This is a genomic window from Rhodosalinus sp., assembly GCF_041685465.1.
Classification (GTDB): Bacteria; Pseudomonadota; Alphaproteobacteria; order Rhodobacterales; family Rhodobacteraceae; genus Rhodosalinus.
Genome location: NZ_JAWLFS010000100.1, coordinates 1 through 10,350, shown reverse-complemented (window position 1 = coordinate 10,350; position 10,350 = coordinate 1). Strand labels below are relative to the sequence as shown.

Here is a 10,350-nt window from a genome sequence, read left to right as displayed (position 1 = left end):
CCGGTCAGTTCGATCTCGCCCCGGAGCAGCGGCCAGACGGCGACGGCACCTTCGACGCGCGCCACGCTCGCCTGAGGCGTGCCGGCCGTGTCGGAAAGCGTCACCCCCGAGAGCACGAGCCCCGGCCGCCCGTCGGCGCCGAGCGCGACCTCGAGCCCCTCGAACGCGATGCGCCCGTCCGGCAGCGCCTGCACCAGCCGCGCCTCGATCCGGCGTTCGACCCAGTCGGGCGCAGCAAGACCGCCGCCCCCCGTCGCGACGGCGATGATGCCGGCCCCGACCATCCCGAAAACCGTCAGCACGGCGAGCCAGGGCAGCACGGGCCGGCGCCGGCGGGGCGGCGCGGAATGCGTCATGACAAGCGCGGACCTCCTGCCTTTCATCCTGCGGGCAAGGCCCTATCATCGCACGGGCCATGATTGCAGACCAGCCGAGGAACATCCGATGAGCGACACCACCGCGCCCGATTTCACCCTGCCCGTCACCGGCGGAGGCGAGGTCACCCTGTCCGCCCTGCGCCCCGCGCCGGTGGTGCTCTTCTTCTATCCGCGGGACGACACCTCGGGCTGCACGAAGGAAGCGGTCGCCTTCTCGGGCCTCGAGGGCGCGTTCGACGCGCTCGGCGTGAAGGTCTTCGGGATTTCCAAGGACGGCATGAAGAGCCACGAGAAATTCGCCGAGAAGCACGCGCTGACGGTTCCGCTCCTCTCCGACGAGGACTCCGACGTGGCCGAGCGCTACGGCGTCTGGGCCGAGAAGAAGATGTACGGCAAGACCTTCTGGGGCATCGAGCGCTCCACCTTCCTGATCGACGGCGAAGGCCGCATCGTGCGCGAGTGGCGCAAGGTGAAGGTCCCGGGCCACGCCGAGGAGGTGCTCGCGGCGGCGAAGGCGCTGTGATGCGTCCGCTCGCGGAGTGCGCAGCGGAGGTTCTGGCGACCGCCGACGCCGCCGAGAAGGCGCGGCTGTCGCGCGCGCATGCGGCCGCATGGGTCGCCGCCCGCGAGGCGGGCGAAATGCCCCCCGTGGGCCGCGCGGCACCGCCGCTGCGGCCCGCGCGCCCCGACCGGCCGGAGGTGTTGCCGCCCCGCGAGGTGCCGAAGCGCAAGCCGGGCTCCGCCGAGGGGCGGACCGCCATGCTGCACGCCGTCGCGCATATCGAGTTGAACGCGGTGGACCTGCACTGGGACGTGATCGCGCGCTTCGCGCATGTGCCGATGCCGCCCGGTTTCTACGACGACTGGGTGCAGGCGGCGGACGAGGAATCGAAGCACTTCGGCCTGCTGTCCGACTGCCTCGCCGCGCGGGGATCGCATTACGGCGCCCTGCCCGCGCATGCCGGCATGTGGCGCGCGGCCGAGGACACGGCCGAGGACATCATGGGCCGCCTCGCCGTGGTGCCCATGGTGCTGGAGGCGCGCGGCCTCGACGTGACGCCGGACATGATCGACCTCTTCCGCCGGCACCACGAGACGGACGCCGTCGCCGCGCTCGAGACGATCTACGCCGAGGAGGTGGGGCACGTCGCCTACGGCTCGAAGTGGTTCCATTTCCTCTGCGGACGCCACGAACAGGACCCGAGGGAGACCTTCCAGGGGCTGGTCCGGCAGTATTTCAGGGGTCCGTTGAAACCGCCCTTCAACACCGAAAAGCGGGCCGAGGCGGGGCTGCCGCCGGATTTCTACTGGCCGCTTGCCGACGGGATGGACTGACCCGCCCGGCCGCGCGAATCGGCGGAATTTCGCCAGCCGGGCGGATTGTCGCGGAGCGGGCCGCCCAAACCGGGTCACTAAAAGTTGCCGAAAGCGCGAGCAAACGCTAGTCACTTGTGCAAGGCGTCGGTTTGGGGAGATCGAGCGCCGGCATTGGGACAGGTGCGAGGGGCAGGCTTCGTGCGGACGCAACTTGCGATACGACTCCACGCGCTCACCGAGCGCGCTTTTCCGGAACGACGACTCTTTCTGAAATCCGACGACGAGATGCGTTTCATCCGGCTCCGGCCGGGGACACAGGCGCTCGCGGCCGCGGGTGGCACGCTTGTCGTCGGCTGGACGATCCTCGCCACCGCGATCCTGCTGATGGACGCGATCGGCGGCGGCAATTTCCGTGAGCAGGCGCGCCGGGACATGGAAACCTACGAGGCGCGGCTCAACGAACTCGCCGAGGAGCGCGATGCGCGCGCCGCCGAAGCTGCGGCGGCGCAGGCGCGTTTCGACGCGGCGCTGCGCGAGGTCTCGGCGATGCAGTCGGACCTTCTGTCAGCCGAGACGCAGCGCCGCGAGCTCGAGACCGGGCTCGCGGCGGTCCAGACGCGCCTGAGCGAGGCGCACCGCGCGCGGAACTCGGCGCAGACCCGCCTTGCCACGCTCGAACGCGCGCTCGAGGAGGGCAGCGCAACGACGGGCGGCGACGGACAGGATGCGACGGTCGCCTTCCTGACACGCGCGCTCGCGGAGACCGCGGCGGAGCGCGACGCCCTCGCCACGGAGGCCGAGGAGACCGAGCGTGACGCCGAGCGCATCGCCGAGGAACTCCGCCTCGTGCAGGATCGCAACGAGTCGATCTTCCGCGAACTCGAGGAGGCGATGCTCGTCTCCGTCGAGCCGCTGGACACCATGTTCGAGAAGGCGGGGCTCGACGCCGACGACCTGCTCGACGAGGTACGCCGCGGCTACTCGGGCCTCGGCGGGCCGGGGCTGCCGGCGGCGATCTCGACGCGCGGCGGGGTCATGGTGCCGGAAGCCGAGCGCGCCGGCCGCATCCTGAAGCGGCTGGACGAGATCAACCTCTACCGCATCGCCGCCGAGAAGGCGCCCTTCGCGCTGCCCGTCAAGGGCAACTTCCGTTTCACGAGCGGCTTCGGGATGCGCTGGGGCCGCATGCACAAGGGGACCGACTTCGCCGCGGCGCATGGCACGCCCATCCACGCCACCGCCGACGGCGTCGTGACGCATGCCGGCTGGATGTCGGGCTATGGCCGCGTCGTGAAGATTCAGCACGAGTTCGGCATCGAGACGCGCTACGCGCACATGTCGCGCCTGCGGGTCAGCGAAGGGCAAAGGGTCTCGCGTGGGGACCGCATCGGTGATATGGGGAACAGTGGACGCTCGACCGGTACGCATCTGCACTACGAGGTCCGCGTCGGCGGCGAGGCCGTGAACCCCATGACCTATATCAAGGCTGCGAGAGATGTTTTCTAAGAGCAAGATCAACGAGCCGGGCCCGAAGGCCGCGGACCCCGCGCCCGCCCCCGCGGCCGAAAGCGCGCCCGCCCCCCGCGGCGCCGACTCGGCCGGTGCGGCGCACAAGCCCAAGCCGTCGCCGTCGGTGCTCTCGTCGGATCTGCACATCACCGGCAACATCAAGACCACCGGCGACGTTCAGGTCGAGGGCACGGTCGAGGGCGACATCCGCGCCCATCTGCTGACCGTCGGCGAATCCGCGACGATCAAGGGCGAGGTCACCGCCGACGATGTGGTGGTCAACGGCCGGATCGTCGGCCGCGTGCGCGGGCTCAAGGTGCGGCTGACCTCGACCGCGCGGGTCGAGGGCGACATCATCCACAAGACGATCGCCATCGAGTCCGGCGCGCATTTCGAGGGATCCGTCCAGCGTCAGGACGACCCGCTTGCCACCGGCGAGGCGGCGCAGAAGCCGCAGGCCGCACAGCAGCAAGGCGGCCAGGGCCAGCAGAAAGCCAAACCGGCGCAGCAGCAGCCCAAGCAGCAGGGCTCGGGCCAGACGCAGGGCGCCTGACGCCCGGCCCGGGGCGCGCGACCGGGACGGACGCGCGCCCTGGCGGCACCACACCCGGCATCGACGCAAGCGTCGGACACGGCGGGGAGCCGTCGGACACGGCCCTCGTCGTGCAGCCATCGTCACGCGCCGGCGCCCGGTCCGCGCGGATCACGCCCCGACCATGCGAGCCGCGCGCGGCCGGTCAGGCCTCCAGCTCGGCGTCCCAGTAGAGGAAGTCGAGCCAGCTTTCGTGAAGGTGGTTCGGCGGAAACTTGCGACCGAGATTGCGCAGCTCCTCGGCCCCCGGCCGGCGCGGCGGCTTGCGCAGGCGCATGCCCGACTGCCGCAGGCTCTTGGCCCCCTTGCGCAGGTTGCACTTCGCGCAGGCGGCGACGACGTTCTCCCAGCTCGTGACGCCGCCCGACGCGCGCGGCACCACGTGATCGAAGGTCAGATCGTGCGTCGCACCGCAGTACTGGCAGGCGAATTCGTCCCTCAGAAAAAGATTGAAGCGCGTGAAGGCCACGCGCTTCCTCGGTTTCACGTACTCTTTCAGGACGACGACCGACGGTATTCGGATCTCGGTCGAGGGACTGTGCACCTTGTCCTCGTATTCGGCGACGATGCGCACCCGGTCGAGCCAGACGGCCTTCACGGCCTCCTGCCACGGCCAGAGCGAAAGCGGGTAGTAGGACAGAGGGCGATAGTCGGCATTGAGCACGAGCGATGGATGCCGCCGGAGCGCCGCCGGCTCCTTCACGAAACTCGTCCTGAACTCGCCGTCCATCGCGCTCCGCGCCTCCGCCCTCTGGGCGGCGCGGCGTCCGGCCTGGCCGGTCCGTCGCCCCGCCGCTGCATCTGACTATATATCGCGTTCCGGCTGCGGCAACCCCCGCAATATCCGGTGCCCGGCCCTGCCCCTAGACCCTGCGTGTAACGCGGGCATGACGCGCGCCTGACAGGCGCCGCGAGCTCTGCTAGGCTGGACGCATGAGCGACGACACGCTGCCCCCGGCGCCCGAGGCACGCGGCGTCCTCGAGGCCGCCGTCTATGCGCGCGACCTCGACACGGCGGAGGCCTTCTACGGCGGGACGCTCGGCCTCGAGCGCATCCAGCGCGTGGGAGAGCGCCACGTCTTCTTCCGCGCCGGCGGTCAGGTGGTGCTCGTCTTCAACCCGGAGGAGACCGTGAAACCGCCGGGCAACCCGCGCCTGCCGGTGCCCCCGCACGGCGCCGAGGGCCAGGGTCACCTCTGCCTCGCGGCGCGCGCCGAGGACATCACGGCCTGGCGCGCGCGCCTCTGGGCGGCCGGCGTGACGATCGAGGCCGATTTCCGCTGGCCCAACGGCGCGCGCTCGATCTATGTCCGCGACCCGGCGGGCAATTCGATCGAGATCGCGGAACCGTGGCTCTGGGACCCGGAACGGTGACAGGGGGGCGCTGCCCCCCTCGGCGGCTGCGCCGCCTCACCCCCCGGAGTATTTCGTCCAAGATGATGGGGCGCGGGGCGCCTCGCGCCCGGCCCGTTGCGGGGCATGGTCAAGCGGGCCGTGGCGGGATATCACGCAGGCCGCAGTGAGGGGAGGCGCGCATGGACGACGAGGAGCGACCGCAGATCTATCTCGTCACGCCGCCGGAGATCGAGCTGGCAGCCTTCGCGCCGCGGCTCGAGGCGGTGCTCGACGCCCATCCCGTGGCCTGTCTCCGGCTGGACCTCGCCACGCGCGATGCCGAGGTGGTGGCGCGAACGGCCGACGGGCTGCGCGAGATCGCCCATGCCCGCGACGTGCCGCTCGTGGTGGCCGAGCATCTGGCGCTCGTCGAGCGGCTGGGCCTCGACGGCGTGCATCTGACCGACGGCGCGCGCTCGGTGCGCAAGGCCCGCGAGATGCTGGGCGCCGAGGCGATCGTCGGCGCCTTCTGCGGCGCGTCGCGCCACCAGGGGATGTCCGCGGGCGAGGCGGGCGCGGACTACATCGGCTTCGGCCCCGTCGCCGAGACAGGGCTGGGCGACGGCACGGTGGCGGGCGGCGATCTCTTCGCCTGGTGGTCGGAGATGATCGAACTGCCGGTGGTGGCCGAGGGCGCGCTCGACGCCGCGCGGATCGCCGAGCTGACGCCGGTCGTGGATTTCTTCGCGGTGGGCGAGGAGATCTGGAGCGATCCGGAGCCGGCCACCGCGCTCGGCGCCCTTATGGCCGCGATGCGCTGAGCGCCGCCTCGAGCCCGGCGCGCACCTCCCGCTCGAGCGTGCGGGCGAGCGCCTTGCGGTCCGCATGCTCGGCAGGGGCCACGGGCGGGTGCCAGATCACCTCGACCCGGCCGCGCCCCGGCGCGGCGAGAACGCGCAGGAGGTGCGGGCCGAAATCCATGTCGCCCCACCAGCCGTAGAAGGTGGCCTCCTGTCCCGGCGGCGCGTGCCAGGCGACGGTGACGGGCTGGATGCGGAGCGCCTCGAGACCCTCGTCGAACACCGCGTCCAGGAGGGTCGGCACGAAGGGAAGCACGCGCCGCCCGTCGCTGGAGGTGCCCTCCGGGAAGACGAGCAGCCGGTGCCCGAGGCGCAACCGCGCCGCGAGCGCCGCACGCTGCGCCGGTGCCGCGCGGCGGGTGCGCGCGATGAATTCCGTTCCCGTCGCCCGCGCGAGCCAGCCGATGCCGGGCCAGCCTGCGACCTCGGCCTTGGCGACGAAGCTGAGCGGCGTGCAGGCGTTGAGCGCGAAGATATCCGCCCAGGAGGCGTGGTTGGCCACCATCGCCCCCGCACCGACGAGGGGCCGGCCGCGCCGCTCGAGCCGGACACCGAGGAGCGGCAGCGCCAGCCGGCAGACCCCCACGGTGATCCGGGGCGTGACCGGCCGCCGCGCGCCCCAGAGCGCGCGTTCGAGGGGCCGAAGGAGCAGCATCAGGCCGAGCCCGCCGAACGTGACGAGCGCGAGCGGCGCCCCCGTGACCACGGCGCGGAGCCAACCGAGCGGCCCGACGGCCTCGGGGGCGGGCGGTGGTGCGCCGCGCCAGGTGCGGCTCACGCGCGCGCCCCGCGATAAAGCGCCGCCTGCCGCGCGTTGAGCCGCGCCGTGTCCATGACGAGGCAGACGTCGGTGGTGTTGAAGGCGTGATCGACGAAGGCGCCCTCGCCGACCACCCCGCCGAGACGCAGGTAGGCCTTGATCAGCGCCGGCACCTGCAGCATGGCGCGGCGGCGGTCGATCGCGGCCTCGGGCATCAGGTCCATCGGCTGAAACACCCGCGCGCGCACGCGCAGCTCGGGCGGCGCCAGATGGCGGTGGTGCAGCAGCGAGAGCGGCGCCGCGAGCGCCTCCGGATCCGTGCCGTGAAAGCTCGCCACCCCGAAGAGGATCTCGATCCGGTGCGCGGCCACGTAGTCGGCGAGCGCGGTCCAGAGGTGGAACATCGCCGTGCCGCCGCGATAGGCGGGATGGACGCAGGAGCGCCCGAGCTCCAGCAACCGCCGGCCGCTCGCCTGCAGGGGCGCGAGATCGTATTCCGCAGCGCCGTAGAAGCGGCCGGCCGCGGCAGCCTGGTCCGCGCGCATCAACCGGTAGACCCCCACCACGTGGTCGAGCGCCGCCGCGTCGCGCGCCGGGTCCACCAGCACGAGGTGGTCGGCATGGGCGTCGAAGGCATCCCGTTCCAGCCGGTCCGCGTGATCGACGAGCGGACCGTCGCCGCCCAGCTCCTCGACGAAGACCGCGTAGCGCAGGCGTTCGGCGGCCAGCCGGTCCTGCGCGTCGGCGGCGAGACGGACGCGGAACTCGGGCTCGGGCCGGGGGACGGGCATCGTCATGCAGAACCGGGACGCTGTGAGAGCCCGCGTCATAGGCAAGGCACGCCCGCTTGGCAAGCTGCGCCCGGAGGGCCTGCGTTTACCTTTCGCTAACCCGAATCAGGGTTCAATGACGGGAAGCAGGGCGACGCGGGCGCCGTCGATCACCACCTTGCCTTCCTCGCGGAAGTTCACGGTGATCCGCCCGCCGACGTTGGACTGTACCTGCCCCACGCCCCAGTCCGGGCGCTCGGGGTGGCGCACCAGCATGCCCGGTTCGAGAATCGCGTTGAGGTCGCTCATGTCCGTCTCCGCCGATACCGTCGCGACCGACCCTAGTGCGGAACTCGCCGCGCTGATAGGGGCGCGCATCTGTCACGATCTGGTCAGCCCGGTGGGCGCCATCGCCAACGGGGTGGAGCTCCTGTCGCTCACGGGAGGGGCCGCCGCCGGGCCCGAGCTCGCGCTTGTCGCCGAAAGCTGCGCGAGCGCGGAGGCGCGGCTCAGGTTCTACCGCGTGGCCTTCGGCACGCGGGAGGTGACCGACGGCCTGCCCCCGACCGAGGCCGCGCGCCTCGCGGAGAGCTACCTCGCCGACACGCGGCTTGCCCTCGACTGGCAGGTCGAGGCGGCATTGACGCGCGGCGAGGTCCAGCTGGGCTTCCTCGCGCTGATGTGCGCGGGTGCGGCGCTCCCGCGCGGGGGCGCCGTGCGGGTCCGGCGCGTTTCGGGGCGCTGGCGCGTCACGGCCGAGGCCCCGCGCGTCGCAGCGGACATGCCGCTCTGGGCGCGGCTCTCGGCACCGGGGACCTCGGGGGCGATCACCCCGGGTCAGGTGGAGTTCCTGCTCCTCGGCCTTCGCGCCGCCGAGGCCGGGCGGAGGCCGGAAAGCCGGCTTGGCGACCGCGACCTCGCGCTCACGGTCTGAGGCCCTCAGGGCCGCACCGTCCCGTCACCCTCCACGAGATACTTGAAGCTCGTCAGCTGCTCGGCGCCGACCGGCCCGCGGGCGTGGAGCTTGCCGGTGGCGATGCCGATCTCGGCGCCCATGCCGAACTCGCCCCCGTCGGCGAACTGGGTCGAGGCGTTGCGCATCAGGATCGCGCTGTCGAGCCGCTCGAAGAAGCGCGCGGCGGCGGCATCGTCCTCGGTGAGGATCGCGTCGGTGTGCTGCGAGCCATGCGCGCGGATGTGGGCGATCGCGGCGTCGAGGTCGGGCACGACCTTCGCCGCGATGTCCATGTCGAGGTATTCGCGGCCCCAGTCCTCGGGCGTGGCCGGCACCGTGCCCGGGATCGCGGCGAGCGCGCCGTCGGCATGCACGCGCACCCCCGCCGCGATCAGCGCCTCGACGGTCGCGCGGCCGAGCGTGTCGGCGACATCGGCGTGGATCAGCAGGCACTCGGCCGCGCCGCAGATGCCGGTGCGCCGCGTCTTGGCGTTCAGCACGACCTCGCGCGTCTTCTCGGGGTCGGCGGCGGCGTCGACGTAGACGTGCACGATCCCCTCGAGATGGGCGAAGACGGGCACCCGCGCCTCGCGCTGGACGAGCCCGACGAGGCCCTTGCCCCCGCGCGGCACGATCACGTCGATATGTTCGGTCATGCCGAGCATGGCGGTGACGGCGGCGCGGTCGCGCACCGGCACGCGCTGGATCGCGTCGCGCGGCAGCCCCGCGGCGCCGAGCCCCTCCTGCAGCGCGGCATGGATCGCGCCGGAGGAATGCAGGCTCTCGGAGCCGCCGCGCAGGATCACCGCGTTGCCGGCCTTGAGGCAGAGCGCGCCCGCGTCGGCCGTCACGTTCGGGCGCGATTCGTAGATCACGCCGATCACCCCGAGGGGCGTGCGCACGCGCCGGATGCGCAGGCCCGAGGGGCGCTCCCACTCGGCCATCACCGCGCCCACCGGGTCGGGCTGCGCCGCGACGGCCTCGAGCCCCGCGGCGATGCCCTCGATCCGGCTCTCGTCGAGGGCGAGGCGGTCCATCATGGCCGGCGAAAGCCCCTTCTCGCGGCCGAAGTCGAGGTCCTTCGCGTTCTCCGCCATCAGGTCGGCGCGCGACGCCCGGAGCGCTTCCGCCGCCGCCTCGAGCGCGTGGCGCTTGGCCTCGGCCGGGGCACAGGCGAGCTCGGCCGCCGCCGCGCGGGCGCGCCGGCCCATGTCCTCCATGAGGGTGTCGATCTGCGCCTGGTCGGTCATCGCGCGGCCTCCTCTCTCGTCTCTCTCTACCCGGCCCCGGCCTCAGAGCGCCATATCGTCCCGGTGGATCAGCGCCGCGCGGCCGGGGTAGCCGAGCAGCGCCTCGATCTCCGAGGAGCGGTGCCCGGCGATGGCGCGCGCCTCCTCGCCCGTGTAGCGCGTGAGCCCTTGCCCGAGCTTGCGGCCCGCCGCATCCAGGATCGCCACCGGGTCGCCCCGGCCGAACGCGCCGGTCGCGGCCGTCACGCCCGCCGGAAGCAGGCTCTTGCCGCCGTCGAGCGCGGCGGCGGCGCCCGCGTCCACGCGGATCTCGCCGCGCGGCTTCATTGCCGCGATCCAGCGCTTGCGCGCCGAGGCCGGATCGAGATCGGGCAGGAACCACGTCGCCGGGGCACCGGCGTCGAGCGCCCGCAGCGGATGCTCGCGCGCGCCAAGCGTGATGGCAAGCGCGCAGCCCGCCGCCATCGCCGTGCGCGCCGCCATGAGCTTCGTGCGCATCCCCCCCTTGGCGAGCCCGCTGCCCGCATCGCCGGCCATCGCCTCGATTTCCGGCGTGATCTCCTCGACCGTGTCGAGGCGGCGCGCGGCCGGGTCGCGCGCCGGGTTCGCGGTGTAGAGCCCGTCC

The 10,350-nt window shown here is 72.6% G+C and carries 13 protein-coding genes and 1 pseudogene; 7 read left to right on the top strand and 7 right to left on the bottom strand.

The features are described from left to right. Positions 1–356 (bottom strand): annotated as a pseudogene (locus ACESL7_RS08415) (hypothetical protein); the annotation flags it as partial. Positions 357–444: 88 nt separating this feature from the next. Between ACESL7_RS08415 and ACESL7_RS08410 the strand changes: the two are divergent. The 4 genes from ACESL7_RS08410 (at position 445) to ACESL7_RS08395 (ending at position 3,756) form a co-directional block, all read left to right on the top strand. Then, positions 445–900: a peroxiredoxin gene (locus ACESL7_RS08410; RefSeq protein WP_372892870.1), complete on the top strand. Its 456-nt coding sequence runs from the start codon at positions 445–447 to the stop codon at positions 898–900. Continuing rightward, positions 900–1,712, top strand: a complete 813-nt coding sequence (locus ACESL7_RS08405) for a ferritin-like domain-containing protein (RefSeq protein ID WP_372892869.1) — start codon at positions 900–902, stop codon at positions 1,710–1,712. Before ACESL7_RS08410 ends, ACESL7_RS08405 begins: the two co-directional genes overlap by 1 nt. Before the next feature lie 180 nt (positions 1,713–1,892). Beyond that, a complete protein-coding gene (locus ACESL7_RS08400; RefSeq protein WP_372892868.1) occupies positions 1,893–3,200 on the top strand; it encodes a DUF5930 domain-containing protein in 1,308 nt (435 codons plus the stop codon). Next, positions 3,190–3,756: a bactofilin family protein gene (locus tag ACESL7_RS08395; RefSeq protein ID WP_372892867.1), complete on the top strand. Its 567-nt coding sequence runs from the start codon at positions 3,190–3,192 to the stop codon at positions 3,754–3,756. The genes ACESL7_RS08400 and ACESL7_RS08395 overlap by 11 nt, the downstream gene beginning before the upstream one ends. A 184-nt stretch (positions 3,757–3,940) precedes the next feature. Here the strand turns inward: ACESL7_RS08395 and ACESL7_RS08390 are convergent, their stop codons facing one another. Continuing rightward, the gene (locus tag ACESL7_RS08390; RefSeq protein WP_372892866.1) at positions 3,941–4,525 is read right to left on the bottom strand and encodes an HNH endonuclease; all 585 of its coding nucleotides are present in this window, start codon (positions 4,523–4,525) and stop codon (positions 3,941–3,943) included. A 203-nt stretch (positions 4,526–4,728) separates the two neighbouring features. Between ACESL7_RS08390 and ACESL7_RS08385 the strand changes: the two genes are divergently transcribed. Next, positions 4,729–5,169, top strand: coding sequence for a VOC family protein (locus ACESL7_RS08385; RefSeq protein ID WP_372892865.1), 441 nt, complete (start codon positions 4,729–4,731; stop codon positions 5,167–5,169). Between the two features lie 161 nt (positions 5,170–5,330). Beyond that, positions 5,331–5,951: a thiamine phosphate synthase gene (locus ACESL7_RS08380; protein ID WP_372892864.1), complete on the top strand. Its 621-nt coding sequence runs from the start codon at positions 5,331–5,333 to the stop codon at positions 5,949–5,951. Here ACESL7_RS08380 and olsA read toward each other — a convergent pair. From olsA to ACESL7_RS08365, 3 genes are all read right to left on the bottom strand, one after another. Beyond that, positions 5,932–6,768 (bottom strand): lyso-ornithine lipid O-acyltransferase, encoded by an 837-nt coding sequence (gene olsA / locus ACESL7_RS08375; protein ID WP_372892863.1) that lies wholly within the window; start codon positions 6,766–6,768, stop codon positions 5,932–5,934. The genes ACESL7_RS08380 and olsA overlap by 20 nt on opposite strands. Beyond that, complete coding sequence (olsB, locus tag ACESL7_RS08370; RefSeq protein ID WP_372892862.1) at positions 6,765–7,547, bottom strand: L-ornithine N(alpha)-acyltransferase; 783 nt, start codon at positions 7,545–7,547, stop codon at positions 6,765–6,767. The genes olsA and olsB overlap by 4 nt, the downstream gene beginning before the upstream one ends. 99 nt (positions 7,548–7,646) lie before the next feature. Then, entirely contained in the window at positions 7,647–7,829 is a 183-nt protein-coding gene (locus ACESL7_RS08365) for a DUF3553 domain-containing protein (protein ID WP_372892861.1), read from the bottom strand. Here ACESL7_RS08365 and ACESL7_RS08360 point away from each other — a divergent pair. Beyond that, positions 7,828–8,454, top strand: coding sequence for a histidine phosphotransferase family protein (locus tag ACESL7_RS08360; protein WP_372892860.1), 627 nt, complete (start codon positions 7,828–7,830; stop codon positions 8,452–8,454). The two genes, ACESL7_RS08365 and ACESL7_RS08360, sit on opposite strands and share 2 nt — an antisense overlap. 5 nt (positions 8,455–8,459) lie before the next feature. Here the strand turns inward: ACESL7_RS08360 and ACESL7_RS08355 are convergent, their stop codons facing one another. Next, positions 8,460–9,725: a glutamate-5-semialdehyde dehydrogenase gene (locus ACESL7_RS08355; protein ID WP_372892859.1), complete on the bottom strand. Its 1,266-nt coding sequence runs from the start codon at positions 9,723–9,725 to the stop codon at positions 8,460–8,462. Positions 9,726–9,767: 42 nt separating this feature from the next. Further along, on the bottom strand, positions 9,768–10,350 hold a 583-nt coding region (locus tag ACESL7_RS08350), incomplete at its 5' end, for a glutamate 5-kinase (RefSeq protein ID WP_372892858.1).

Coding starts and splice junctions, on each gene's coding strand:
- ACESL7_RS08390 (WP_372892866.1), bottom strand. CDS start 4,525: ATGGACGGCGAGTTCAGGACGAGTTTCGTGAAGGAGCCGGCGGCGCTC.
- ACESL7_RS08385 (WP_372892865.1), top strand. CDS start 4,729: ATGAGCGACGACACGCTGCCCCCGGCGCCCGAGGCACGCGGCGTCCTC.
- ACESL7_RS08405 (WP_372892869.1), top strand. CDS start 900: ATGCGTCCGCTCGCGGAGTGCGCAGCGGAGGTTCTGGCGACCGCCGAC.
- ACESL7_RS08410 (WP_372892870.1), top strand. CDS start 445: ATGAGCGACACCACCGCGCCCGATTTCACCCTGCCCGTCACCGGCGGA.
- ACESL7_RS08380 (WP_372892864.1), top strand. CDS start 5,331: ATGGACGACGAGGAGCGACCGCAGATCTATCTCGTCACGCCGCCGGAG.
- ACESL7_RS08365 (WP_372892861.1), bottom strand. CDS start 7,829: ATGAGCGACCTCAACGCGATTCTCGAACCGGGCATGCTGGTGCGCCAC.
- olsB (WP_372892862.1), bottom strand. CDS start 7,547: ATGACGATGCCCGTCCCCCGGCCCGAGCCCGAGTTCCGCGTCCGTCTC.
- ACESL7_RS08395 (WP_372892867.1), top strand. CDS start 3,190: ATGTTTTCTAAGAGCAAGATCAACGAGCCGGGCCCGAAGGCCGCGGAC.
- ACESL7_RS08355 (WP_372892859.1), bottom strand. CDS start 9,725: ATGACCGACCAGGCGCAGATCGACACCCTCATGGAGGACATGGGCCGG.
- ACESL7_RS08360 (WP_372892860.1), top strand. CDS start 7,828: ATGTCCGTCTCCGCCGATACCGTCGCGACCGACCCTAGTGCGGAACTC.